This window comes from Actinocorallia aurea (assembly GCF_054783995.1).
Genome location: NZ_BAAGPQ010000002.1, coordinates 773,220 through 794,744, shown reverse-complemented (window position 1 = coordinate 794,744; position 21,525 = coordinate 773,220). Strand labels below are relative to the sequence as shown.

Below are 21,525 nucleotides of genomic sequence, written 5' to 3'. Positions count from 1 at the left end.
ATGCCGACATGACCTTCGCGACGGCCGACCTCATCGACGACTTCGACGCCGAACTCCAGAGCTGCGAGACGCAGTTCCGGCAGTACGGCGGCAAAGCCGAGTTCTCGGGGCAGATCACCACGATCCGCTGCTTCCGCGACAACGGACTCGTCAAGCGAACGCTGAACACACCAGGGGAGGGCCGCGTCCTCGTCGTCGACGGGGGCGCGTCCCTCGCCTCCGCCCTCTGCGGCGACCTCATCGCGAAGGCCGCCGTGGACAACGGCTGGTCCGGCGTCGTCATCAACGGCGCCGTCCGCGACACCGCGACCCTCGCCACCCTCCCGCTCGGCCTCAAGGCGCTCGGATCCAACCCGCGCAAGAGCGCCAAGGACTCCGCCGGAGAAGTCGACGTGCCCGTCGCGTTCGGCGGCGCCGAGTTCAAGCCGGGCGCGTGGCTCTACAGCGACGGCGACGGCATCGTCATCGCCGACCGGGACGTGCTGGCCTGACCCGAAGCCGAGGACCCGCAGCCGAGGACCCGCAGCAGGGGACCCCGGCCGGGTCGTCAGACGTTCGCCTTCGCCATGAACGCGGCGAACTCGCCGAGCGTCATCTTCCCGTCCTGGCTGAGGTCGGCCTGGACCATCACCTCCACCACCCGGGACGTGCTCGTCTCCTTGCCGAGCGCCCGCATCAGGTTGCTCAACTCCCCGACGTCGATGAACCCGTCGCCGTCGGCGTCGATGAGGTCGAAGGTGGCCTGGTACTCGCGTGCATTGATCTCGTTCGTCACCCGCCGCACGGTATCGAATCCGTCAGGGGACCGAGAAGAGCACCTTTCGTCACCGCCCGGCGACGTAAGGTGACGGCATGGTGTTGCACTCGCTTCTGCGCCGGGAACCCCGGGGCCTGCTGCGCCGCCGGCCCGCCCCCGCCGCGGCGGCCGTCCTCCGCGAACTGCGGCTCCCCAAGGGCCGCACCGCGCGGATCGCCGGAGGCAGGGTCCGGATCGACGGCGGCTGGAACGCCCGCTGGCTCGCCGCCCGCCTCATCGCCGAACTGCCCGCCGAAGTCCGCGTCGAGCAGTACGGCGACGAGATAGCCATCGCCGGAAAGCCCTCCCGCGCGCATGACCGAATGGTCGAGGCCGTCGCCGACAGGCTCGCCCCCGCCGCCAAGGAACACGAGTGGGCCGTCCGCAGGGACGCGACAGTCCTCATGCCCGCGGGCGGCGCCTACGTGCGGCCCGACCTCGTCTGCGTCCGGGCCGGCTCGGCCTGGCAGGGCGACGTCGTCCTCGGCTCCGACCTCGCCCTCGCGGTCGAGGTCGCCGCCGCCCCCGACGCCGCCGACGACCGCGAACTCAAACGCCGCTTCTACGCCACCGCTGGAGTGTCCTGCTACGTCCTGCTCGACCTGGAACGCGCCGACGCCGTCCTCTACGACATCCCCTGCGAAGGCGACTACCACCACCAGACCGACGCGCCCCTCGGCACCGCGCTCACCCTCCCGTTCGACGCCGTCCTGGAGACCGCGGTCCCCGACGCCCCATACCGTCCGGGCATGTGAGCTGCGCGGGCACCAGCGAAGATCGCACCATGTGAGCATGATGCGACCTCTGGTGATCGGCGCGCTCGTCCTCGCGCCCCTGACCGCTTGCAGCGGCACCGCCCAGGCGCCGCCCCCCGCCGCACCCGGCGCCCCCGCCACGCCCACGAGCGGCGGCGCGACGGACGGGCCGCGGACGAAACCGCCTAAGAACGGAGCGAAAGCCTCGGCTCCCCCCGCACCGCCACAGACCCCCGTCGTCAACCCGACGGGGACCGCGATCCCCGCCACACCACCGCCCCTCCCACCGCTCCCTGCCTGGACCGCGCCCGTCCTGCAACCCGGTGACGTCCCGTGAGCGCGTAATGCGTCGATCTTGTGGCCTGGACGTGATCAACCGCTGGTTATCGTGCCGCTACCGGAGAGAGGAAATACAGACGATGACCGAGCAGGGAACGTCAAAGGGCCGCCGGATCTCCGGCGACCAGAGAGAGGAACTGGCCCGCACCGCAGTCGAGCAGTACGCGGCAGGGCGCAGTATCCGGGCATTGGCCGCCGAGCTGGGGCGCTCGTACGGCTTCATCCACAAGCTGCTCGTCGAGTCCGGCGTGGAGCTTCGTGGACGAGGGGGTAATAACCGGGCCAAGAAGGACTGATGTCAGAGGGGCGCGGTTGACACGGTCCTGCGGCACGGAAATTCTCGCCGCATGGACCGTGTCCGCCCGCTCGCGCCGGGGCTGCTGGTACTCCTCGGGCTCGCAGCCTCGGCCATCGTCCTCACCTTCCTCCAAGCCTCCTCCGGCTGGGTCGGCCCGGCCGTCCTCGCCCTGCTCCTCACCATCGCCGTCCAGCCCGTCCGGGCCTGGCTGGGCCGCCTGGGCGCCCCCGACTGGGTGTGCTTCCTCGTCCCCCTCCTGACCGTCCTGGTCTTCCTGCTGTGCATGGGCGTCGCCATCGCCCTCGCCATCACCCAGCTGATCTCGCTGCTGCCCGCCCACTCCGAGAAGTTCACCGCGCTCGCCGACAAGACCATCGCCTGGCTGTCCGGCCTCGGCATCGACACCTCCGAGCTGTGGGCGCGAGCGAGCCGCCTCGACCCCGCCAACCTCGTCCCCTACCTCCAGACCGCCCTCAACGGCCTCCTCAGCGTCGGCTCCGCGGGCGTCCTTCTGGTCACCCTCCTCGTCGCCATGTCCCTCGACGCCGGTGCCATGAGCCGCGAGATGAACCGCCTGGAGCCCGCCAAACCCGAACTCGTCCGCGCCCTGCGCGGAGCGGTCCGAGACACCTACAGCTACCTCAAGGTCTCCACCATCTTCGGCGCCCTCATGGCCACCCTGGACGTCATAGTCCTCTTCGTCCTGGGAGTCCCCCTCCCCTGGCTCTGGGGCCTCCTGGCCTTCATAGCCAACTACATCCCCACTTTGGGCTTCCTCCTGGCCCTGATCCCCCCGGCCCTCCTCACCCTGGTCATCTCCGGCCCCGCCAAGGCCCTCCTGGTAATAGCCGCCTACATAGCCATCAACTTCATCACCCAGTCCCTACTGCTCCCCAAATTCCTCAGCGGCGCAGTAGGCCTCTCAGTAACCCTCACGATGCTCTCCCTCATCGTCTGGACCTCGGTCCTGGGCCCCCTGGGCGCCCTCCTGGCCGTCCCCCTGACCCTCATGGTCCGAGCCCTCCTCCTAGACATAGACCCCGCCAAACGCTGGGCAGGCCGCCTCCTGACCGGCGCCGACCCCCGCTAAATTCACACCCACCTAAAATGTTCACATCCGCCGTAGACGCCTCAGTAAACTTTTAAGACACCAAGAAAATTCGTTAATAGGTGCAAGCGCGAACCGTGTGGCGCTCCAACTTCTCGGCGGAGGTCAAGGAAAAGGAGACCGAGGCATAGTTGGCACAGGATGCCCACAGCAGCGGTGGTCGATTCCTGGTGGGATTCTGTCGTTGCCTCGAAAAGAACTTCGACCGCTGGCCGAGCTTGGTAAGACTGAACTGAGAGCTTTGGTGATTTCTCTCATTAAGTCGCTCGACGCACCGGCCTCGGCATTTATTCAAACCTTTCAAGCTGCTTTTTCAAGATTTCTGTAGCTTTTTCGGCGATAGGGTCGCCCGAATCTTTCGGGGTTTTCCGCTGCCAGTACATAGAGGTCAGGACAACGTTCCCGCGTTGCGCATAGTCTATGCTGAAATGGAAAACATTGATATCGCTGACGGATCGGGGATACACGGACTTCTCGCGTGCTCGGAGCCAGATCCACTGCCCAAGGTCTGTTTTATCCAGTGACCACGTATCATCGTGTTGATAGATGAACTTGTCATCTGGCAACTGCTTGAATTTGATCTTTTTGCTTTTGGGACATTTCGATAGCTTCTGGCTGATGGCTTCCATTGCGGCGTCGGCTTCATCTTCATTCTCATACACTGCGACTAGTTGCGCGTAGTTCGCCCCTCTAGTGGCGAACTTAGGAGCGCCAAACTTCATCACCCTGGTCTCTGGGTCGCCAGTAAGAGTGATCTTAGATTCCGAACATCCGCGTACCTTGCGTTCCTTGTAGGCGCTCGGGACCTCTTCCTTTGTCCAGTCCTTACCCAGGTCGTGCGCGGACAGTAGTACTCGTTCTACTTGCTCAATGGTGTAGATCGGCACACGCGTAGGGGTCGGGGTCGGTTTTGGGGAGGGGTCGGATTTATCTTTCCCTCCGCACCCGATTGCGGTGAGCATGACTACAGTGGCGAGTATCCCACTGGAGCGGATCCATCCCAATATGAGACTCCTTGGATCAGTTGTTGTCGGCCTCGGCCTGAATTTCACTGACCTTGAGATCGAACTCTGGAGAGGGAACGGAGACGTAGTAATCGTCGCCATCGCCATCGTCATCTCCGTCATCGACGATGCCCTCAGTGCCGTCAGGGCAATATCCCTCGCATTCCCACGTGACTTCCCAGAACAGTGTTGCCGTAATGGTGTGGTGATCGAGCCCGTGGTAGGCGGAAGAATATTCGAAGGTGTGGTCGCATTCGACGCCATCGCCTTCGCCATTAGGTCGTCCAAGGCCGAGGCAGACAAGAGGCTCGTCTTCGCTTAGGTCCCATTCGACCTTGACGATTTTGGCTGTGGCGGTCACCGCCTGAAGGGGGACACCATCCTCGCCGCCGGCATCGGCGTACGCTGCGACTTCCCCGATTTCAGCTTCGGGTATCCAGAAAGACGTACGAATCCTGACATAAGTTTCGGGATCTGGATTCGCCATGAGTTCCGGTACGGGGAACGGTACCGAATCAAAGGCTTCGTCAATAGTGTCCTGTTGTACCGGGGGCGGTGGTCCCTCATTTTCCTGGTTGGCTCCGCCGAGGTTTCCATCGGCTCCTGCGTTGGGCCCGTCCCCGGGGCCGTTGCCGCCGCCACCACCACCTCCGCCCCCTCCGCCCCCTCCGCCACCACCTCCGCCACCTCCGCCCCCGGGGTTTTCGCCAGCGGCACCACATCCGAGCTGGTTGTCCAGGTCGCAGGGGCCGCCGAAGGAGGTAGCCGGGGTGAGGAGAATCACCATGAAGGAAGCGAGGATTGCCGAGATGGCGGCTCGAGGAAGCCTGCTGGACTGGACTTTCAGCATTTCTTTCCCTTCCTGGCTTCCGCGATACTCCATGTGGTTCCGTTGTACTGGAACCTTGCCTGGTAGGAGTAGGTGGTGTCCTTGTTGGAACCGCCGGTGCGCTTTCCGGTTTTCTTGGAGAATCGGAAGGCGCCGAGGGTTCTCACGCAGTCGACGACGACGATCGATGAAAGGTCTTTTGATCTGCTGCCGATCAAGGGGTTAAGGCGGTTAGTGAAGCGCCAGATGTGGCCTTTTTTGAAGGTGGCGTTCACGTCGTTGGTGATGATGGTCAGGAGGGGGTCCACGGCTACTTCGCTCAAGGGAGAGGGGTCGCCGGTGGCGTAGGCCTTTTCGTAGGTTTTCTGGTACTGGCGGTAGCGGTCTAGGACGATCTTGTCGGCTTCGGCCTTGGTCACCGTTGGGGTGGTGGGGATGGCCACGGGGGCGGCTTGGGGGGCGGTGGTTCCGGAGGGGGCGAAAGAGCCGGAGCCGGCCGGGGGGGACTGGGCGCAGGACACGGCGGAAGGGAGGAAGAGAGTGATGAGGGCGATTGGGGGGAGGAATCGGGCTTTCATCATGGGGTTCGCTCATTCCGGCGTGCTGGGTCAGCGCACGACCGGAGCCTACAGATCCGTCAGATCGCTGTTAACCCCTACGTCCCAAGAGTTATCGACGGTTGATCGGAGAGGTGGGATGGTGGGCCCGGAGAGGGATGGGTCATGATTCTTCAGTTGCTCTAGTGGCTTGTGGTGCGAAGGAGGACTGAGATGAACAACTCGGCACGGCATGTGCTCGGCGTGGTCGTCGGGCTGATGGTGTGGCTGCCGCTGGTGGCGGCGGGAGGGTGGGCGTCGAGGAAGGTGACCTCCACGGCGCGGTACTTCGACGTGCAGGCGGGGGAGGTGGTCCCGGGGGTCCTGGTGCTGCTGCTGTGCGCCCTGGTGGTGGGGCTGCTGTGCGGGTCGCGGATCTCGCCGCTCGCGTCACTGGTCTCGGGCGGGTTGATGAGTCTGCTGTCGCTGCTGTGGCTGTTCGCTCCGCGGCAGGGCAGCGAATTGCTGGACGCGGTGCTGCCCGACTCGTTCATGATCCCCGTGCTCGACTTCCTAGGGGTGGGCATGGGGTTGCTGGTCGGCTCCGCGCTGGTCTTCGCCTCGCTGCCGCCGTCGCGGTGGGTGTCGCGCGCGTCGAGGACGGTGCCGGGCGCGCCGGCTCCGCTGCCGTTCGGCGGCGGGGTGCCCGGGCCCGCGCAGCCGCCGTTCGGCGGCGCGCCGGGGCAGCCTCCCTTTGGCGGGCAGGCCGCGCCGGGGCAGCCTCCGTTCGGTGGGCAGGCCGCGCCGGTTCCGCCGCCGCATCTGCCGCATGTCCCGGCCGCCCCGCCGGCCGGCCCCGGCCCGGAGCGGTCGCCGTGGGCCGCCCCCGCCGACGGCCCGGGGAAGGCCGACGGCCCGGGGAAGGAGGACAAGTGAGGGAGCTCCCGATGGAGGTGCGCAGCGAGGGAGAGGTGACGGTGGTGCGGCCTCTCGGCGAGGTGGACGTGTCGACGGCGCCGATGCTGCGCAGGGAGTTGGAGCGGCTGATCGACGAGGGGGCCCGCGCCCTCGTCATAGATCTGGCGGATGTGACATTCCTGGACAGTACGGGAATGGCGGTCTTCGTAGGTGTGTGGCAGAAGCTGCGGAACGAGGATGGTTCGTTCGCCTTGGCCGCGGCGCGGGCGAGGGTCGCCGGGCCGCTGCGGCTGACGCGTCTGGACGGCCCGCTGGGGTTGCACGAGACGGTCGCGGAGGCGCTCGCCGCCCGGTGATCGAACTGGCGTTCGGCCAGTAAATCGGATAAACCGGACGTATGTTCGAAGGTAGACGATGCAGGTCCCGCCGGTAGTGCGGTACCGGCTCACCGGCGGCGCGGCCTACCTGCTGGCCTGGGGACGGCGTCCGGACCGCTCCTGGTGGGCGCTCGTGGTGTGGCTGGAGACCGAAGGCGACGGGTGCAGGGGCGCCCGCGCCTGGGTGGACGCCGCCGATGTCAGGCGCCTGCCGGGAGAGGACTACGGGAAGGTCCCGCGCAGGGAGCTGCCCGCGGAGAGGGGCCGGGACCGCACGGACGCGAGGGATCCGGGGCGGCTCAGCCGTGCGGCCGACAGGGCGCGGCGGGCCGCCCGTCTCCCGGTGCCGGCCGAGCCCGACTTCTGACTTCGCGGCGCTCGGCTCCCGGAGCCCGCTGGTGACCCGCCCGTGCCCCCCGGAGCGGCGGCAGCCGCCCGGACGGGTGGGTCCGCGGGGGTCAGTAGCCGGCTTCGGCGTCCACGAGGCCTTCCAGTTCCGTGCCTTCTCCGAACCGCCGGACGTTCTCGGTGACGCGTTCGCACAGCTTCAGTGCGACGTAGTCGGAGGAGTCGGCGCAGTGGGAGGTGATGAGGACCTGGTCGTAGCCCCACAGCGGGTGGTCGGCGGGGAGGGGTTCGGGGTCGGTGACGTCGAGGCCCGCGGCGGCGAGGGCGCCGGAGTCGAGGGCGGCCATGAGGGCGTCGGTGTCGACGTGGGGCCCGCGCGCGACGTTCACCAGGACGGCTCCGGGGGGCAGCAGCGCGAGTTCGGGGGCTCCGACGATGTGCCGGGTCTCCGGAGTGAGCGCCAGGGCCACGACGAGGACGTCGGTGGTGGGCAGGACGGCGTGCAGTTCGCTGATCGGGAGGGTCTCGTCCGCTCCGGGGAGGGGTTCCGGTGAGCGCCGCAGCACCCGGATCCGGCATCCGAACGGCTGGAGCAGCCGGACGAGTTCGGTGGCGATGCCGCCGCCGCCGAGGATGGTGACGGACAGCCCGCCGAGGGAGCGCGGGTCGATGGGCCGCCAGGAAGGGGTTCTGGCGTGCCGGACGAGGTCGCGCAGGCACGCGAGGGCGAGCAGCAGCGCGTGCTCGCTGACCTGCTTGGCAAAGCTTCCTTTGGCGCAGGTGAAGGTCTGCGGGCGTTTGAAGGCGGCTTTGAAGTGTTCGACTCCAGCCCAGGGGAGCTGGACCCACCGGATCGAGGGGTGGTCGTCGAGGACCTCCAGGAGGGGCTCTGGGCCACCTGGGAGGAGCCAGACCAGTCCCTCGGCCTCCTGTACCGGGACGACGGTTCCGCCGCCTCTGGTGACGGCCTGGGCCACCTGGTCGCGCAGCGGGCCCAGGGCGACATCGGTGGGCCGGCCGACTCCTTCGATCGCCTTTTCCGGGGCGATACCGATCTTCACTTCCATATCGCGCAGTCTCTCAGCTCCCGCCCGTGACAGATGACGCACGCATTGGCGTGGAATGTCCGATCTTCGCGGGTTACTGTGATCTAGAGGAGCCGAATCGTCACCAGGAGGAGGACACCATGTCCGAAGCCGTGAAGAAGGGCGAACGCCTGTCCGGGGAACGCCGGGAGAAGCTGGCCAAGGAGATCGCCGAGGGCTACCAGGCCGGCCGCAGCATCCGCCAGCTCGCCGCCGAGACGGGCCGCTCCTACGGCGCCGTGCACCGTCTTCTCGTCGACACAGGGGTCCCGCTCCGCGGCCGGGGCGGTGCCCGCCGCCCCAAGACGGCCCCGTCGGGGGGTTCACCGTCGCCGCAGAAGGGCTGACGCTGGAGGGGCCGGGTCCCGCCCGGCCCTGGATCAGCTTCCGATGAGACCCTGTACGGCTTCGGGAACGGTGTCGTACAGGGGGATCACCCTGTCCAGCCGGGTGATCTCGAAGGTCTTGCGGACGCGCGGGATGGCGCCCGCCACCGCGACGCCGGGGCCGAGTCCGCGGGTCATCCGCTGGGTGGCCACGATCGAGTTCAGCCCGGCGGCGGCGCAGAACCGCACCTGCCGCATGTCGAGGACGACGGCGCGGTCGCCGAAGCCGATGGATTCCAGCAGCGCGCCGCGGAACCACGGTTCGGACGCCACGTCGAGTTCCCCGTGCACGTTCACCAAGACGTACGGCCCGCAGTCGGCCACTTCCGCCCCATAATCCATGGAACGCCCCTTCCCCGTGACAATTCAGAGTCGCTCGGGTACGCCGTGTTGCCAAGGGGTGGGGCGCGGAATATTACCGATCTTTGAGACTGCCCCGCAGGTCATCGCCCCGCCACCGTCTGCAACTCGCGTACCACGAGCGTCGTCGTCCCCGTTGCGGGCAGTTCGAGTTCCCCGGACGGCTCGTCGCATCCGCCCGCGCACCGCCACGCCACTCGATACTCCACCGTCGCGGTCACGGGCACGGGCTCGGCCGACGATCGCGTCCAGGTGTGGACACAACGGGCACGGGCCGCGCAGATCTCACGTCCGTCGCCGCCGAGGTCCCACACGATCCGGACGGGCCGCCCGACGAGTTCGACGTGCCGGCCCGCGGCGGACGCGGCGGCCCGGTGCTCGCGCCAAAGGCCGTGCTGCACCTTGAGCAGGGTCGGCAGCCCGACGTAGGTCGTGGGCGCGGGGTCGGTGCGCGGTCGCGGCAGCGGGAGCCGCAGCAGGGCGCGGGCCATGCCGACGACGTCCGCGGTGGTGACGAGCGGGGTGTCGACCAGCGCGGTGGTGCAGAAGTCGGCGGCGTCCGGGCAGGCCGCGACGTCCCGGGAAGGCGCCCGCACGACGGGCCGCCGGGGCCGGTCGGCGCCGCCTCCGCCGGACACGGTGTCCAGGCAGGTGATGACCGAGCCGGTGTCGCAGACGGGCTCGCCGGGCGGCGCGGTGAGCAGCGCCAGCGCCAGCGCGGTCAGCATGGACCACCCGCCCGGACCGAGGCGACCTTCCAGGTCCCGTCGAGGACGAGCCTCACGTGCAGGACCGCTTGTTCGGGGCGGGGTCCCGGGCCGCGCCGCTTGCCCGATCCGGCGTCGAAGGTGGTGAAGCCGGGGGAGGCGACGCAGTCCACGATGTGCGCGGCGCCGCCCTTGATCCAGGCGATCCGCGGGTTCACCGCGGTGTGGGTGCGCCGCACGACGTCGCGCCTTGCCTGGTCGGTGACGACCGCGGCGAGCCGCGACGTCAGGGGTTCGGCGGTGACGGCGGGGAGGCCCGAGGCGTCGTTGCCGCCGAGCGCGGTCTGGAAGGCCCGGTGGAAGTCCAGGTAAGCGGAGAGGACCGCTGCGCGCCGGTCGGGGGACGGGGCGGCCGGCGCGCCCGTCCCGGACGGCTGGAAGATCCCGGCGGCGGCGTTGGAGCAGGCCGTCGCGAGCAGCAGGCAGGCGAGTACGGGACGCATGCCGGGGAGCCTAGGCACCCCGGCGGGGGCGTGTGGTCACTCTGAGAAATCGTGCCGTTACGTGCCAGGGGTATGCCCGGACATCTGGTGACTGGGGTCAGGAGAGCAGTTCGAGCAGGAGCGCCGGGGGCTCGCCGCCGCGTTCCATGGGGTCGATGAGGGCCGCGGTGTCGATCCGGTCGAAGCCGGGGCCGACCAGGACATGCTGGGCGAGGACCTGCTCGGCCCGGTAGCCGCGGCGGCGCAGCGCGTCGCCGAGCAGGGGGCCGAGGACGCGGCCGACGGGGAAGAGGTCGGGCGACTCCGCGCCCGCCTTGCGCAGGATGTCCGCCGCGCGGCCCTGCCGGACGAGCGCGACGACGTCGGTGCCGAGGACCACGGGGTGTCCGAGGAGGTCGGCGGCGGCGCCGCGGATGCCGATGGCGCACCGGGTGGCGGCGTCCTCCCACACCGCCTCGTCGACGCCGTCGAAGGTGGCGCCGCGCAGCCCGGCGGGCTCCGGCTCGCGGGGCGCGACGGCCAGCCGCGTGGAGGTCGGGCACCCTTCGGGCGACGGGACGGGCGCGGCCGGCGCCGCGGTGGAGAGCCCTTCGGCGAGCGCCTTGGCGAACCCCGTCTCGACCTCGACGGGCAGAGGGCGCAGCGGCACGGGCCGGGCCGCGGAATCGGACCTGCGCTCCCGGAACCGGCTGGCCCGCCAGGCGTCCCAGAGGTCGACGGGGAACCATCCGGCCGCGGCGAGCGGCCCGACGTACTGCAGGACGAACCGCTCGAAGGTGAAGGCGAGGTAGGACGCGTGGACCAGGGCCGCGGCGACCGATTCCGGCGACACCACGAGCGCCTCTGTGACGGACGCGCCGCCTCCCGCGCGGAAGGCGAGCGGCCGGGACGCGGGAGCCTGCGGCCTGGCGAGTTCGTGCGCGACGACCGCGGCGAGCTCGTCGGCGGGCAGGTCGAGCACGTGGGGGAGGCCGAGCATCAGGCGGCCGGGCGCCGCGCTGATCTCGGCGCCGGGGTGGAGGCCGATCTCGTCAGGCGCGGACACGCCGAGGCGCGCCGCGGTGTCCTGGACCAGCAGCCAGAGGTCCGGCTGGCTCTCGGCGGTGACCGGCGCGGCGGGGGCCGTGCCGGAACCAAGCGCTGTGTTCCTCATGAGAACCGGAGGCTACCAACCGCCTCCGACAGCACTTCCGCGCCCGTCGTCCGCTTCGGGCCCGCGCCCGGGAGATCATCGGCGCGCGGCGTTCTCTAGGGTGGAGGGCATGCTGCGCCTATTCGAGACCCGGACCGGACAGGTCGTCGGAGTCCGGCCCGGGCCCCTGAGACTCTATGTCCAAGCGCCCGGTGACCTGCGTGTCTGCGTCACCGCCGATCTGCTCCGCAGGCTCGCGTCCCGGCTTCGCAGGCGCACCCTGACCACCGCAGCTCAGGCCGCGGACCACACCCTCTACAACGTCGCCCTCCTGTACGCCGGGGAGCCCCTCGCGGACGCGTTGAGTGTGGGAAACGTCACGTCGGGGGGCGAGGTCCAGGTGGCCTCCTGGACGGCTCCGGAGGGTTTCGCGGGCGATCCGCTCGCGTTGCGGCTCGCCCTGCTGGCGGTGCACTACCGCAGCGAGGCCGCGCTGACCTCGGACGATCTGGCCGAAGCGGCAGCCCGGCTGGACCGCTGGCGGCTGCTGCTCGCCGGCTGGGCGACTCAGCCGTCGCGCGCTCCGGACGCCCGCTACGCCGAGGAGACCCTCACCGCGCTCTGCGCCGACCTGGACGTGCCCGCCGCCCTCGCCGCCCTGGACCGCCTCACCGAGGACCCCGACGTGGCCGTGGGCGCCAAGCTGGAGACCGCGCTCCAGCTCGACCAGCTCCTCGCCCTCGATCTCCCGCGGGCGATCGGCACCGTCTAGAGGGGGCCGAGGGCGGGCACGGGCCCGCCGTGCGGAGGCGCGCCGCCCGCCTTGCGGACCGCCGCGAAGCGCAGCCGGACATAGTCGGCGACCCAGCCGGACTCGCGCCGCAGCGCGGGCGCGGCGAGGTCGTTGACCCGGGCCAGCAGTGCCGGGGCGAGTTCGGCAGGGACCTCGCGCAGGGGCTCGGCCGCGAAGACGCGCACCCAGTCGGCGGCGCCGCCCGGCCCCTCGGTCATCCGGGTGGGCCGGTCGAAGTACTCGAGGATCCGGACGGTGAAGCCCGCCTCCTCAAGACGCGCGGCGTACCCGGCCGGGGTGGGGAAGTACCAGGGCAGTTCGGGCTCGGTCAGGCCGAACTCGCGCCAGGCGGTCTGCATCGCGGCGATCAGTTCGGCGCAGTTGCCGGCCCCGCCCATCTCCGCGACGAACCTGCCGCCGGGCCGCAGCGCCGAGTACACCTGGGCGATGACGGCGTCGGGGTCGCGCGCCATCCAGTGCAGCGCCGACATGGAGATGACCGCGTCGTACGGGTCGGAGACGGTGAAGTCGTGGGCGTCGCCGAGCGCGAAGGACAGCTCGGGGAAGTTGACGGTGGCCTGCGCGATGAGCAGCGGGTTGCCGTCGATGCCGAGGGGCTGGGCGCCGCGGGCGTGCAGTTCGGCGGTGAGCAGGCCCGCGCCGCAGCCGAGGTCGATGACGCGCTCGCCGGGCTGGGGGTCGAGCAGGTCGATGAGGGGGGCGCCGTGGGCTGAGACATATCCGAAGGCGGAGTCATATGTCGCCACGGACCAGTTCATGCGCCGAAGATATCCGACCAATGCCCCGCGGTGGGGGTCGTCCGGAGACCCCGCACCCCCACCGTCCTAGAATCAGATTCGGAAACCGGTGTGGAAAGGCGGACCCATGACTTACACGGAGATCGGCTACGAGGTCGCGGACGGCGTCGCCGTGCTCACCCTCAACCGGCCCGAGAAGATGAACGCCTACACCAACACCATGCGGCTGGAGACCCTCGACGCCTTCGACCGCGTCGACGCCGACGACGCCGTGCGCGCCGTCGTCGTGACGGGCGCGGGCCGGGCGTTCTGCGCGGGCGCCGACCTCAGCGCGGGCGGCGGGACCTTCGACTACGACAAGGCCAAGGACATGTTCGCCGAGGACGACATGCTGTCCGACGGCAAGACCCCGCGCGACGGCGGTGGCACGGTCGTGCTGCGGATCGCGGCCTGCCTCAAGCCGGTGATCGCCGCGATCAACGGCGCCGCGGTGGGCGTCGGGGCGACCATGACGCTGCCGATGGACGTCAGGATCGCCTCGGAGAACGCCAAGTTCGGCTTCGTCTTCGCCCGCCGCGGCATCGTCGCCGAGGCTGCCTCGTCCTGGTACCTGCCGCGCGTCGTCGGGATCTCCCAGGCGATGGAGTGGGCGATGACGGGCCGGGTCTTCCCCGCCTCCGAGGCGCTCGCGGGCCGTCTCGTCTCCCGCGTCGTCCCGCCGGAGGAGCTGCTGCCGACGGCGATCGAGCTGGCCAGGGAGGTCGCCGACAACACCTCGGCGGTCTCCGTCGCCGCGATCCGCCGCCTGATGTACGCGGGCCTCTCGGCCGAGACGCCCTGGCAGGCGCACGCCAACGACTCGCGCCTGATGGCCGAGATCGGCTCGGGCGCCGACGCCGCCGAGGGCGTCATGTCGTTCCTGGAGAAGCGCCCGGCGGTCTTCCCGCTGTCGCCCTCGCGCGACCTGCCCGCGACCCTGCCGGAGTTCCCGAAGCGCCGGGAGGACTAGGCCGTGGGCGCATCGCCCGGGAGTGATCGGGACCGGCGCGCCGGTGGGGGCGGGACCTTCTTGCCCGCGACGAGGGTCGCCTCGGCGACCTCGACGACCTCGCCGGTGCGGCGGCGGACCTTCAGCGTTCCGCCGGACCAGGCCTCAAGGTCCCCGACCACATCGGAGTACTCTCCCGTCTGGAGCCGGCGGCGCAGCGAGACCCGCGCGCCGACGTCCTCCGGGGAGATCGCGACGACGAGCCGCGCGGCGAACCCGGGTGCGGCGAACTGGGATGACAAGTGGGTACCCCCACGTCGAAATGACTGCCCTGCGCCAGCAATACTATTGCCCACAAGCTTACGGTGAGCCGTGGCTGACGGCGGGGCCGGGGAAGTACTGAGAGGAGACGGCGTGACCTACGTCATCGCGCAGCCTTGCGTGGACGTGCTCGACAAGGCCTGCATTGAGGAGTGCCCGGTCGACTGCATCTACGAGGGGCAGCGCCAGCTCTACATCCACCCGGACGAGTGCGTCGACTGCGGCGCGTGCGAGCCCGTGTGCCCCGTGGAGGCGATCTACTACGAAGACGACCTCCCCGACCAGTGGAAGGACTTCTACAAGGTCAACGTCGAGTTCTTCGACGGCATGGGCGCCCCCGGCGGCGCGTCCAAGGTCGGCAAGATCGAACGGGACCACCCGATCACCGCTGCACTGCCCCCGCAGGGCGAGTAACACGTATCCAGCTCTCGGCCGCGGTCCGCGCAGGGCCGCGGCCGAGAGCCGTTTCATCTTGAAGGAGCCACACCGATGGATCTGCCCGATTTCCCCTGGGACCGACTGGAGCCGTACAAGAACACGGCGAAGGCACACCCCGGCGGGATCGTGGACCTGTCCGTCGGGACCCCGGTCGACCCGACCCCCGAGGTGGCGCGGCAGGCGCTCATCGCGGCGGCCGACTCGCCCGGCTACCCGCAGACCTGGGGCACCCCGGAACTGCGCGAGGCGGCGGCCGGCTGGCTGGCGCGCAGCCTCGGCGTCACCGTGCCGTCCGACGCGGTGCTGCCGGTGATCGGCACCAAGGAGATCGTCGCCTGGCTGCCGAAGCTGCTGGACGTGCGGCCCGGCGACACCGTCGTCTTCCCCGAGCTCGCCTACCCCACCTATGACGTGGGCGCGCGGATCGCGGGCGCGACGGGCGTGGCCTCCGACGGCCTGCTCACCCTCGGCCCCGTGGTGCCGAAGATGATCTGGGTGAACTCGCCGTCGAACCCGACGGGCCGGGTCCTGCCGCCCGAGCACCTGCGCAAGGTCGTCGGGTGGGCGCGCGAGCGCGGCGTCCCGGTGATCAGCGACGAGTGCTACATCGAGCTGGTCTGGGAGGGGCCCAAGCCCCTGTCGATCCTGCACCCCGACATCTCCGGCGGCTCCCACGAGGGCCTGCTGGCGATCCACTCGCTGTCCAAGCGCTCGAACCTCGCCGGATACCGCGCCGGTTTCATCACGGGCGACCCGGTGATGGTCAAGGCGCTGCTGGAGATCCGCAAGCACGCCGGGATGATCGTGCCCGCGCCCGTCCAGGCCGCGATGGCCGCCGCGTACGGCGACGACGAGCACTTCGCCGTGCAGTACGCCCGCTACGCGGCCCGCCGCCTCGCGCTCAAGGACGCGCTGGAGGCCCACGGCTTCCGGATCGAGCACTCCGAGGCCGCCCTGTACCTGTGGGCGACCCGCGACGAGCCCTGCATGGAGACCGTCGCCTACCTGGCCGACCTGGGCATCCTCGTCGCGCCGGGCGACTTCTACGGCTCGGCCGGCGCGCAGCACGTCCGCGTCGCCATCACCGCGACGGACGAGCGGATCGAGCAAGCGGTGGCCCGGCTGAAGTAACGCGCACTATGATCCACGCGATCCCTCCGGGCGAAAGCCCGCGAATCCCCCCGGATCGACGTGGACGGTGCCGTGCTCGGACTGCTCGAAGTGCCCTACCGCGACACGAGCGCGCGGGCGCTCGCGTTCGCCCTGGACGAGCCGCGCCATGACGCGCTGGCCGTCTCCACGCTCGCCGTGGGCGGCCTGACGGTCGAGCTGCGCCTCCTCGGGGCCTCCCACCAGGTCGCGGCAGGCCCGGTCCTGGAGACCGTCGCGTGCCTTCCCGGCCGGGAGCAGGGCCTGCCGCCGCGCGCGGAGGCGGGCCTGGACGGCTGGCGGTACACGTTCTCCTCGCGCACCCTCGACCCCGCCGACTTCCCGGCCGCCCTCGCCGAGGTCACCGCCCGGCTCGACCGGCCGGACGCGCTCAGCGGCGTCTTCCCCGGCCACCCGGGCGCCCTCACCGGGATCGTCGTGGACCCGTGCGAGGCAGGGATCACCTGGCGGACCTGGCACACCTACCCGGAGGCCGCCCAGATCGTCGAGACGGCCTCGCGGCTCGTGCGCGGGGAGCCGGCGTGAAGGGCGCGGCCTGGGGAGGCGGCATCCTCGTCGGCGTCGGCGCGCTCATCGCCGCACTCGTCCTGGCGAACACCTCGACCTCGCCCGCCTCGTGGATCGAACGCCACTACAAAGCGCAGGGCGACTCCTGGACGACCCCGGACAGCCCGGTGAAGGCCGCGGGGGACATCACCGGCAGGCACAAGCCGGTGGACCGCGCCGTCGACCCCTCCGGCGTCTTCCTGCGCTACCCGGACGTCGTCGTGGCGATCGTCGCCGCGGGCTCAGGCAGCGTGATCCACGTGGACCCCGCCGACGTCGGCTACCGGCGCTGGCACGACCACGTCGCCGGGAGATGGGGCGGGCCCGCCGGCCACGCGACCCTCTTCCGCGGCGGAGGCCCGGGGGACGGCAAATGAGCCAGAGCAAGGCCGGATCCAACGCCGGCTGCCTCATCGCCGCGGCCCTGGCGCTGGTCTTCTTCGTCCTGCCGATCGGCTGGAGCCTCTGGGACGAGGGCGTCTTCGACGAGGACCTGTCCTACGACACCACCGCGACCGCGCTCGACGCCGACGACACCGCCCGCATCCAGCAGCTCTACGCCGAGGCCTCGACTGCGCACGGCATCTGCTACGGCTGGGCGGTGGAGGCGGGCACGGGCGCCCCGGAGGAGACGGGCTCCAATCTCGGGCTCGGCGTCGAGGTCACCTCGCGGCCCGCGGACTGCCCGCGCTGGATGGTGCTGCGGGTGAACTACTCCTACATCTACAAGGAGTGGAGCTCGGTCAGCCTGTCGACCAGCGACAACATCGACGGGTTCGACGTCGACCCCTACGCGCTGGAGCGCGCGAGGCTGCACGACTCGCTGGAGCCCCAGGGCATCTCCGAACTCGCCGACATCCTGGGCGCCCTGCCGATGCTCGCCGCCGCCGAGAGCGGAGGGGCCCTCGCGCCCATCCCCGCGCGGGAGCAGGCGACGGACGCGACGGCGTCCTCGAACGACCGGCTCGCCCCCGTCCACGGGTTCGGCTGGTACTTCTGGCTGGCGGTCGCCGGGGTGCTGGTGCTGCTCGGCCTCATCTGGATCATCTCCGGCACCCTGAAGGCCCGGAAGGCGGAAGGCCCGTGATGTTCGACGACATGTTCAGCGAGGCGCTGGCGACGCTCGCCTACGGCGGTGTCGGCATCGCGCTGCTCGCCCTCGGCTTCCTCGTCGTGGACCTGCTGACCCCCGGCCACCTCGGCAAGATCATCTGGACCGAGGGCGGCAAGGGCGGCGCGGTCGTCCTCGCCGCCAAGCTCCTCGGCCTCGGCGCGATCATCACGACCGCGATCATCGTCAGCGAGGACGGGCTGACCGACGGCCTGCTCAGCACCGTCGTCTACGCGCTGCTCGGGATCGTGCTGTCGGTCGTCGCGTTCTTCATCCTCGACGCGATCACGCCCGGCAGGCTCGGCGAGACCCTCCTGTCCGGCGGAAGCTCGCCGCACGCGTCGGCGTGGGTCGTCGCCGCGACGGACCTCGCCACGGCGGCCATCGTCTGCGCCTCCATCAGCTGATGCGCCGTCGGGGGAGGGCGCCCAAGTGATCAGGGGGCGGCGCGCGCTGGTGCTGGCGGCGGTGTTCGTCTGCGCGGCGTGCGGGCTGGTCTACGAGCTGGCGCTGGTGGCGCTCGGCAGCTACCTGGTCGGGAACTCCATCACCCAGGCCTCGATCGTGCTGTCGGTCATGGTCTGCGCGATGGGCGTCGGGTCGCTCGCGGCCAAGCCGCTCCAGTCCCGCGCGCTCGTCGCGTTCGCGGCGATCGAGGCGGCCCTGGCGCTGCTCGGCGGGCTGTCGGTCCTGCTGCTCTACGCGGCCTTCGCCTGGCTCGACCTCTACGTCCCGATGCTCGTGGTGGCCGCGTCCGTGCTCGGCGCGCTCATCGGCGCGGAGATCCCGCTGCTGATGACCCTGCTCCAGAAGATCCGCAGGCAGGAGGCGGGTTCGGCCGTCGCCGACCTCTTCGCCGCCGACTACGTGGGCGCGCTCGTCGGCGGCCTCGCCTTCCCGTTCCTGCTGCTGCCGGTCTTCGGGCAGATCCGGGGCGCGCTCGTCGTCGGGGCGGTCAACGCCGTCGCCGGCGTCGCGGTGGTGCTGTGGATCTTCCGCGCGGAGGTCGGCCGGACCGTCAAGGCGGTGCTGTGGAGCGTCATGGCCGCGGTGCTCGTGCTGCTCACCGCGGTCTACCTCAAGGCCGACGACTTCGAGACGACCGCCCGCCAGGCCCTCTACAACGACCCCGTCGCCTTCTCCACGCGCAGCGACTACCAGGAGATCGTCCTCACCGAGAAGGTGAGCCTCTCTGGACGCGCCGACACCCGCCTCTTCCTCAACGGCGACCTCCAGTTCTCCTCGGTCGACGAGTACCGCTACCACGAGGCCCTCGTGCACCCCGTCCTCGCCGGGAGCCGCGCGCGCGTCCTCATCCTCGGCGGCGGCGACGGCCTGGCCCTGCGCGAGGTCCTGCGCTACCCCGACGTCCGGGAGGTGACCCTCGTGGAACTCGACCCCGAGGTCGTCTCCCTCGCCCGCACCCAGCCCCGGATGAAGGAGCTGAACGGGGGCGCCTTCGAGGACCCGCGCGTCACCGTCGTCAACGCGGACGCGTTCACGTGGGCGCGTGACGGGCGCGAGCCTTACGACGCCGTCATCGTGGACTTCCCCGACCCCGACGAGGTCGCCACGGCCAAGCTGTACTCGGCCGAGTTCTACGGCCTCGCCCGACATCTCGTGGCCGACGGGGGAAGGATGGTCGTCCAGTCCGGCTCCCCGTACTTCGCGCCCCGGTCGTTCTGGTGCATCGAGAGGACGATCCGGGAATCCGGTCTGCGCACGCTGCCCTACCACGTCGACGTGCCGAGCTTCGGAGACTGGGGCTTCGTCATGGCGTCGTCCGGCGAGCCCGCCTTGGCGCTCTCCGACGACGCTCCGGCCTTGCGCTTCCTCGACGCCGACGTCCTGTCCGCCTCCCGGATCTTCGCCAAGGACCTCCGGCGCGACGACGTCGAAGCCAACACCCTCGTCCGGCCGGTGATCGTCGGCTACGAGGATGAGGAATGGCAAGATTTCTAGTGGTTTGATCCGGAAGAATTCAGGCATGGCACCGATCGCGATGATCCAGGCGTATGTCGAGAAGCTCGTCAAGGAGATGCTGGAACTCGACGGGCCGCTGGCCGTCGACAAGGACGGCTCCATCCCCGTCCGGCGGGGCAGCGCGCTCTACTACGTCGACGTGGTCGACCGGGGCGACAACCCGCACCTCGTCCGCGTCTGGTCGATCGTGCTGCGCGGCGCCGCGGGCGGAAGGCAGCTCCTCAAGGCGCTCAACTCCATCAACTCCCGCATCCTCCAGGCCAGGGTCTACGTCACCGACGAAGGCGACGTGATCATGAGCACCGAGCTGCTCGCCGAGACCCTCACCGTAGAGAACCTCGCCTACGCCTGCGACGCGATCGGCGACCTCGCCGACCGGTTCGACGACGAGCTCCAGGCCGACTTCAGCGGCGAGAAGTCCTTCGAGGAAGAGGACGACGAGGACGCGGTCACCGTATGAGCCTCGCACTCGCCGCCTTCAGCGACGAACTTGCCGCCCTCACCGAGCGGGTGCTGCCGTCCGTCGCCGCGCTCTCCCTGAAGACCGCCAAGGGCATGGCGTTCGGCTCGGGCTTCGTGCTGGACGCCGCGGGCCACGTCGTCACCAACTTCCACGTCATCGAGGACGGCGGCGAGATCACCGCGGACCTGCCCGGCAGACCGTCCCAGCGCGCCGAGATCGTCGGCGCGGACCGGCTCACCGACCTCGCCGTCCTGCGCCTCGCCGAACCGCCCCGCCACCACCTGGAACTGCGCGCCGAGCCCGCCCGCCTCGGGGAGCTCTGCCTGGCGCTGGGCTCGCCGCTCGGCCTGTTCCCCGAGTCGGTGTCGCTCGGCATCGTCAGCGGCCTCGCCAGGTCCCTGCCGACCCGCGACGGCGTCCGGTCGCTGGAGCGGGTGCTGCAGACCGACTGCGCGATCAACCCGGGCAACTCCGGCGGCCCCCTCGTCGACTCGCGCGGGCGGGTGCTGGGCGTCAACACCGCCATCCGCCGCGACGGCGCGGGCATCGGCTTCGCCGTCCCCGCCTCGACCGTCGCGGCGGTGACGGGCGACCTCGTGGCGCGCGGGCGGGTCGCCCGCGCGTCCCTGGGCGTCGCGATCGCCGAACGGCATGTGGACATCGACGGCCGCAAGGTCAAGTGCCAGGTCGTCACCCGGGTCGGCGCGGCCTCCCGGCTGCGCGTCGGCGACGCCCTTCTGGCCGTGGACGGCGTCGCCATCGACGGCCGGGCCGCGCTCTACGACCAGCTCGGCGGCGACCGGATCGGCGTCGCCCTGACCCTCGCGGTCCACCGCGAGGGGGCCGTCTGCCACGTCGAGGTGATCCCGGCGGCTCTGGAGGGCTGACCTCCCCTCCGTACGTCGTACAATCCCGGCAAAGTGCCGACCCTGGAAGGTTCCGATGCTGGAGCTCTCGCGGCCCGACCTCGCCGTCGCGGCCGACGACCTCTCGTTCACCCTGGACGAGGCAGCCCTCGCCCCCCTGGCCGTCCGGGGTTGGCGGATGGCCGGCGTGGACATCCAGGCCCGCCTGCTCCCCACCGGCTTCCAGGTGGCCGCGGGCCCCTGCGTCGAGACGATCGCGCAGGTCGAAGGGCGGCCCGGACCCTTGCCGTACCACCTGGGCCGCGAGGTCGGCGGCTGGTCCTACGTCTTCACGGCCGACGTGTACCGGCGTGACTATTCGGACTTCACCCGCGCCGTGGCCTTCCTCCGGAGGTACCTCGCCGACCGGGACGACGCCCTCGCGGCCTCTTTCCCGGGGCGTCAGGACGTCCTGTGCGGGGTGCTCGTGCGGCAGGTCCGGCGGGGCATCGAGTGGCGCGGCTGGTACACCTTTCCCGAGACTCGCCAGGTCGTGAGCACCAGGAGCCGCCTGCTGATCGGCTGAACGGGCTTGGTACGCTGAGGCAAGTCAGTACGTACTTACCCA

The 21,525-nt window shown here is 70.3% G+C and carries 31 protein-coding genes; 20 read left to right on the top strand and 11 right to left on the bottom strand.

The annotated features are described in order from the left end of the window. Window positions 1-8: 8 nt before the first annotated feature. Window positions 9-491: a ribonuclease E activity regulator RraA gene (rraA, locus tag ACYVOM_RS03895; RefSeq protein WP_460301803.1), complete on the top strand. Its 483-nt coding sequence runs from the start codon at window positions 9-11 to the stop codon at window positions 489-491. 56 nt (window positions 492-547) lie between these two features. On the opposite strand, the gene ACYVOM_RS03890 is transcribed toward rraA, so the two are convergent. Continuing rightward, complete coding sequence (locus ACYVOM_RS03890; RefSeq protein ID WP_460301802.1) at window positions 548-775, bottom strand: EF-hand domain-containing protein; 228 nt, start codon at window positions 773-775, stop codon at window positions 548-550. A 77-nt stretch (window positions 776-852) separates the two neighbouring features. Here ACYVOM_RS03890 and ACYVOM_RS03885 point away from each other — a divergent pair, with 77 nt between their 5' ends. The 3 genes from ACYVOM_RS03885 (at window position 853) to ACYVOM_RS03875 (ending at window position 3,278) form a co-directional block, all read left to right on the top strand. Further along, window positions 853-1,551, top strand: coding sequence for a Uma2 family endonuclease (locus ACYVOM_RS03885; RefSeq protein WP_460301801.1), 699 nt, complete (start codon window positions 853-855; stop codon window positions 1,549-1,551). A gap of 419 nt (window positions 1,552-1,970) precedes the next feature. Next, window positions 1,971-2,186 carry a helix-turn-helix domain-containing protein gene (locus tag ACYVOM_RS03880; protein ID WP_123661841.1) on the top strand — a complete coding sequence of 72 codons (216 nt, stop codon included), beginning with the start codon at window positions 1,971-1,973 and terminating at the stop codon, window positions 2,184-2,186. Between the two features lie 51 nt (window positions 2,187-2,237). After that, complete coding sequence (locus ACYVOM_RS03875) at window positions 2,238-3,278, top strand: AI-2E family transporter (protein ID WP_460301800.1); 1,041 nt, start codon at window positions 2,238-2,240, stop codon at window positions 3,276-3,278. Window positions 3,279-3,583: 305 nt separating this feature from the next. Here ACYVOM_RS03875 and ACYVOM_RS03870 read toward each other — a convergent pair whose 3' ends face one another. The 3 genes from ACYVOM_RS03870 to ACYVOM_RS03860 are packed head-to-tail and all read right to left on the bottom strand — an operon-like array spanning window position 3,584 to window position 5,572. Continuing rightward, window positions 3,584-4,258 (bottom strand): hypothetical protein, encoded by a 675-nt coding sequence (locus ACYVOM_RS03870; RefSeq protein ID WP_460301799.1) that lies wholly within the window; start codon window positions 4,256-4,258, stop codon window positions 3,584-3,586. Between the two features lie 58 nt (window positions 4,259-4,316). Continuing rightward, window positions 4,317-5,183: a hypothetical protein gene (locus ACYVOM_RS03865; protein WP_460301798.1), complete on the bottom strand. Its 867-nt coding sequence runs from the start codon at window positions 5,181-5,183 to the stop codon at window positions 4,317-4,319. Then, window positions 5,144-5,572 (bottom strand): hypothetical protein, encoded by a 429-nt coding sequence (locus ACYVOM_RS03860; protein WP_460301797.1) that lies wholly within the window; start codon window positions 5,570-5,572, stop codon window positions 5,144-5,146. The genes ACYVOM_RS03865 and ACYVOM_RS03860 overlap by 40 nt, the downstream gene beginning before the upstream one ends. 327 nt (window positions 5,573-5,899) lie before the next feature. On the opposite strand from ACYVOM_RS03860, the gene ACYVOM_RS03855 reads away from it, so the two are divergent. From ACYVOM_RS03855 to ACYVOM_RS03845, 3 genes are read left to right on the top strand one after another with little or no spacing between them, the layout of a single operon-like run. Next, window positions 5,900-6,601, top strand: coding sequence for a hypothetical protein (locus ACYVOM_RS03855; RefSeq protein ID WP_460301796.1), 702 nt, complete (start codon window positions 5,900-5,902; stop codon window positions 6,599-6,601). Next, window positions 6,598-6,939, top strand: coding sequence for an STAS domain-containing protein (locus ACYVOM_RS03850; RefSeq protein ID WP_460301795.1), 342 nt, complete (start codon window positions 6,598-6,600; stop codon window positions 6,937-6,939). The genes ACYVOM_RS03855 and ACYVOM_RS03850 overlap by 4 nt, the downstream gene beginning before the upstream one ends. 58 nt (window positions 6,940-6,997) lie before the next feature. Continuing rightward, a complete protein-coding gene (locus ACYVOM_RS03845) occupies window positions 6,998-7,327 on the top strand; it encodes a hypothetical protein (RefSeq protein WP_460301794.1) in 330 nt (109 codons plus the stop codon). A gap of 91 nt (window positions 7,328-7,418) precedes the next feature. Here ACYVOM_RS03845 and ACYVOM_RS03840 read toward each other — a convergent pair whose 3' ends face one another. Next, window positions 7,419-8,375: a D-isomer specific 2-hydroxyacid dehydrogenase family protein gene (locus ACYVOM_RS03840; RefSeq protein WP_460301793.1), complete on the bottom strand. Its 957-nt coding sequence runs from the start codon at window positions 8,373-8,375 to the stop codon at window positions 7,419-7,421. A 119-nt stretch (window positions 8,376-8,494) separates the two neighbouring features. Between ACYVOM_RS03840 and ACYVOM_RS03835 the strand changes: the two genes are divergently transcribed. After that, window positions 8,495-8,740 carry a helix-turn-helix domain-containing protein gene (locus ACYVOM_RS03835; protein WP_460301792.1) on the top strand — a complete coding sequence of 82 codons (246 nt, stop codon included), beginning with the start codon at window positions 8,495-8,497 and terminating at the stop codon, window positions 8,738-8,740. A gap of 33 nt (window positions 8,741-8,773) precedes the next feature. Here ACYVOM_RS03835 and ACYVOM_RS03830 read toward each other — a convergent pair whose 3' ends face one another. The 4 genes from ACYVOM_RS03830 to ACYVOM_RS03815 form a co-directional block, all read right to left on the bottom strand. Then, complete coding sequence (locus tag ACYVOM_RS03830; RefSeq protein ID WP_460301791.1) at window positions 8,774-9,121, bottom strand: STAS domain-containing protein; 348 nt, start codon at window positions 9,119-9,121, stop codon at window positions 8,774-8,776. Window positions 9,122-9,222: 101 nt separating this feature from the next. Then, a complete protein-coding gene (locus ACYVOM_RS03825) occupies window positions 9,223-9,867 on the bottom strand; it encodes a hypothetical protein (protein WP_460301790.1) in 645 nt (214 codons plus the stop codon). After that, on the bottom strand, window positions 9,861-10,349 hold the full coding sequence (locus ACYVOM_RS03820) for a hypothetical protein (RefSeq protein WP_460301789.1): 489 nt from the start codon (window positions 10,347-10,349) through the stop codon (window positions 9,861-9,863). The genes ACYVOM_RS03825 and ACYVOM_RS03820 overlap by 7 nt, the downstream gene beginning before the upstream one ends. A 97-nt stretch (window positions 10,350-10,446) precedes the next feature. Continuing rightward, the gene (locus tag ACYVOM_RS03815) at window positions 10,447-11,502 is read right to left on the bottom strand and encodes a M48 family metalloprotease (RefSeq protein WP_460301788.1); all 1,056 of its coding nucleotides are present in this window, start codon (window positions 11,500-11,502) and stop codon (window positions 10,447-10,449) included. A gap of 109 nt (window positions 11,503-11,611) precedes the next feature. On the opposite strand from ACYVOM_RS03815, the gene ACYVOM_RS03810 reads away from it, so the two are divergent. Beyond that, a complete protein-coding gene (locus ACYVOM_RS03810) occupies window positions 11,612-12,253 on the top strand; it encodes a hypothetical protein (protein WP_460301787.1) in 642 nt (213 codons plus the stop codon). On the opposite strand, the gene ACYVOM_RS03805 is transcribed toward ACYVOM_RS03810, so the two are convergent. After that, complete coding sequence (locus tag ACYVOM_RS03805; RefSeq protein WP_460301786.1) at window positions 12,250-13,053, bottom strand: class I SAM-dependent methyltransferase; 804 nt, start codon at window positions 13,051-13,053, stop codon at window positions 12,250-12,252. The two genes, ACYVOM_RS03810 and ACYVOM_RS03805, sit on opposite strands and share 4 nt — an antisense overlap. 106 nt (window positions 13,054-13,159) lie before the next feature. On the opposite strand from ACYVOM_RS03805, the gene ACYVOM_RS03800 reads away from it, so the two are divergent. Continuing rightward, entirely contained in the window at window positions 13,160-14,041 is an 882-nt protein-coding gene (locus ACYVOM_RS03800; RefSeq protein ID WP_460301785.1) for a crotonase/enoyl-CoA hydratase family protein, read from the top strand. On the opposite strand, the gene ACYVOM_RS03795 is transcribed toward ACYVOM_RS03800, so the two are convergent. Continuing rightward, window positions 14,038-14,322: a putative acetyltransferase gene (locus tag ACYVOM_RS03795; RefSeq protein ID WP_460301784.1), complete on the bottom strand. Its 285-nt coding sequence runs from the start codon at window positions 14,320-14,322 to the stop codon at window positions 14,038-14,040. The genes ACYVOM_RS03800 and ACYVOM_RS03795 overlap by 4 nt on opposite strands. A gap of 112 nt (window positions 14,323-14,434) precedes the next feature. Between ACYVOM_RS03795 and fdxA the strand changes: the two genes are divergently transcribed. From fdxA to ACYVOM_RS03745, 10 genes are all read left to right on the top strand, one after another. Next, window positions 14,435-14,755 (top strand): ferredoxin, encoded by a 321-nt coding sequence (fdxA, locus tag ACYVOM_RS03790; RefSeq protein ID WP_460301783.1) that lies wholly within the window; start codon window positions 14,435-14,437, stop codon window positions 14,753-14,755. Between the two features lie 75 nt (window positions 14,756-14,830). Further along, the gene (gene dapC, locus ACYVOM_RS03785) at window positions 14,831-15,910 is read left to right on the top strand and encodes a succinyldiaminopimelate transaminase (protein WP_460301782.1); all 1,080 of its coding nucleotides are present in this window, start codon (window positions 14,831-14,833) and stop codon (window positions 15,908-15,910) included. A 60-nt stretch (window positions 15,911-15,970) separates the two neighbouring features. Continuing rightward, entirely contained in the window at window positions 15,971-16,474 is a 504-nt protein-coding gene (locus ACYVOM_RS03780; protein WP_460301781.1) for a DUF2617 family protein, read from the top strand. Further along, window positions 16,471-16,872, top strand: a complete 402-nt coding sequence (locus tag ACYVOM_RS03775) for a DUF4247 domain-containing protein (RefSeq protein WP_460301780.1) — start codon at window positions 16,471-16,473, stop codon at window positions 16,870-16,872. Before ACYVOM_RS03780 ends, ACYVOM_RS03775 begins: the two co-directional genes overlap by 4 nt. After that, window positions 16,869-17,582 carry a hypothetical protein gene (locus tag ACYVOM_RS03770; RefSeq protein ID WP_460301779.1) on the top strand — a complete coding sequence of 238 codons (714 nt, stop codon included), beginning with the start codon at window positions 16,869-16,871 and terminating at the stop codon, window positions 17,580-17,582. The genes ACYVOM_RS03775 and ACYVOM_RS03770 overlap by 4 nt, the downstream gene beginning before the upstream one ends. Next, window positions 17,582-18,013 carry a DUF350 domain-containing protein gene (locus ACYVOM_RS03765; protein WP_460302343.1) on the top strand — a complete coding sequence of 144 codons (432 nt, stop codon included), beginning with the start codon at window positions 17,582-17,584 and terminating at the stop codon, window positions 18,011-18,013. Before ACYVOM_RS03770 ends, ACYVOM_RS03765 begins: the two co-directional genes overlap by 1 nt. 25 nt (window positions 18,014-18,038) lie before the next feature. Beyond that, a complete protein-coding gene (locus tag ACYVOM_RS03760; protein ID WP_460301778.1) occupies window positions 18,039-19,568 on the top strand; it encodes a polyamine aminopropyltransferase in 1,530 nt (509 codons plus the stop codon). Between the two features lie 25 nt (window positions 19,569-19,593). Continuing rightward, complete coding sequence (locus tag ACYVOM_RS03755; protein WP_460301777.1) at window positions 19,594-20,049, top strand: T3SS (YopN, CesT) and YbjN peptide-binding chaperone 1; 456 nt, start codon at window positions 19,594-19,596, stop codon at window positions 20,047-20,049. Beyond that, window positions 20,046-20,939, top strand: a complete 894-nt coding sequence (locus ACYVOM_RS03750) for a S1C family serine protease (protein WP_460301776.1) — start codon at window positions 20,046-20,048, stop codon at window positions 20,937-20,939. The genes ACYVOM_RS03755 and ACYVOM_RS03750 overlap by 4 nt, the downstream gene beginning before the upstream one ends. 55 nt (window positions 20,940-20,994) lie before the next feature. Further along, window positions 20,995-21,483 carry a DUF2617 family protein gene (locus ACYVOM_RS03745; RefSeq protein WP_460301775.1) on the top strand — a complete coding sequence of 163 codons (489 nt, stop codon included), beginning with the start codon at window positions 20,995-20,997 and terminating at the stop codon, window positions 21,481-21,483. Window positions 21,484-21,525: the final 42 nt, after the last annotated feature.

Bases quoted from the DNA above. Each gene is read 5' to 3' on its own strand.
- rraA (WP_460301803.1), top strand. From the start codon at position 9: ATGACCTTCGCGACGGCCGACCTCATCGACGACTTCGACGCCGAACTC.
- ACYVOM_RS03885 (WP_460301801.1), top strand. From the start codon at position 853: ATGGTGTTGCACTCGCTTCTGCGCCGGGAACCCCGGGGCCTGCTGCGC.
- ACYVOM_RS03880 (WP_123661841.1), top strand. From the start codon at position 1,971: ATGACCGAGCAGGGAACGTCAAAGGGCCGCCGGATCTCCGGCGACCAG.
- ACYVOM_RS03875 (WP_460301800.1), top strand. From the start codon at position 2,238: ATGGACCGTGTCCGCCCGCTCGCGCCGGGGCTGCTGGTACTCCTCGGG.
- ACYVOM_RS03870 (WP_460301799.1), bottom strand. From the start codon at position 4,258: ATGCTCACCGCAATCGGGTGCGGAGGGAAAGATAAATCCGACCCCTCC.
- ACYVOM_RS03865 (WP_460301798.1), bottom strand. From the start codon at position 5,183: ATGGAGTATCGCGGAAGCCAGGAAGGGAAAGAAATGCTGAAAGTCCAG.
- ACYVOM_RS03855 (WP_460301796.1), top strand. From the start codon at position 5,900: ATGAACAACTCGGCACGGCATGTGCTCGGCGTGGTCGTCGGGCTGATG.
- ACYVOM_RS03845 (WP_460301794.1), top strand. From the start codon at position 6,998: ATGCAGGTCCCGCCGGTAGTGCGGTACCGGCTCACCGGCGGCGCGGCC.
- ACYVOM_RS03840 (WP_460301793.1), bottom strand. From the start codon at position 8,375: ATGGAAGTGAAGATCGGTATCGCCCCGGAAAAGGCGATCGAAGGAGTC.
- ACYVOM_RS03835 (WP_460301792.1), top strand. From the start codon at position 8,495: ATGTCCGAAGCCGTGAAGAAGGGCGAACGCCTGTCCGGGGAACGCCGG.
- ACYVOM_RS03830 (WP_460301791.1), bottom strand. From the start codon at position 9,121: ATGGATTATGGGGCGGAAGTGGCCGACTGCGGGCCGTACGTCTTGGTG.
- ACYVOM_RS03825 (WP_460301790.1), bottom strand. From the start codon at position 9,867: ATGCTGACCGCGCTGGCGCTGGCGCTGCTCACCGCGCCGCCCGGCGAG.
- ACYVOM_RS03820 (WP_460301789.1), bottom strand. From the start codon at position 10,349: ATGCGTCCCGTACTCGCCTGCCTGCTGCTCGCGACGGCCTGCTCCAAC.
- ACYVOM_RS03815 (WP_460301788.1), bottom strand. From the start codon at position 11,502: ATGAGGAACACAGCGCTTGGTTCCGGCACGGCCCCCGCCGCGCCGGTC.
- ACYVOM_RS03810 (WP_460301787.1), top strand. From the start codon at position 11,612: ATGCTGCGCCTATTCGAGACCCGGACCGGACAGGTCGTCGGAGTCCGG.
- ACYVOM_RS03805 (WP_460301786.1), bottom strand. From the start codon at position 13,053: ATGAACTGGTCCGTGGCGACATATGACTCCGCCTTCGGATATGTCTCA.
- ACYVOM_RS03800 (WP_460301785.1), top strand. From the start codon at position 13,160: ATGACTTACACGGAGATCGGCTACGAGGTCGCGGACGGCGTCGCCGTG.
- dapC (WP_460301782.1), top strand. From the start codon at position 14,831: ATGGATCTGCCCGATTTCCCCTGGGACCGACTGGAGCCGTACAAGAAC.
- ACYVOM_RS03770 (WP_460301779.1), top strand. From the start codon at position 16,869: ATGAGCCAGAGCAAGGCCGGATCCAACGCCGGCTGCCTCATCGCCGCG.
- ACYVOM_RS03765 (WP_460302343.1), top strand. From the start codon at position 17,582: ATGTTCGACGACATGTTCAGCGAGGCGCTGGCGACGCTCGCCTACGGC.
- ACYVOM_RS03755 (WP_460301777.1), top strand. From the start codon at position 19,594: ATGGCACCGATCGCGATGATCCAGGCGTATGTCGAGAAGCTCGTCAAG.
- ACYVOM_RS03750 (WP_460301776.1), top strand. From the start codon at position 20,046: ATGAGCCTCGCACTCGCCGCCTTCAGCGACGAACTTGCCGCCCTCACC.
- ACYVOM_RS03745 (WP_460301775.1), top strand. From the start codon at position 20,995: ATGCTGGAGCTCTCGCGGCCCGACCTCGCCGTCGCGGCCGACGACCTC.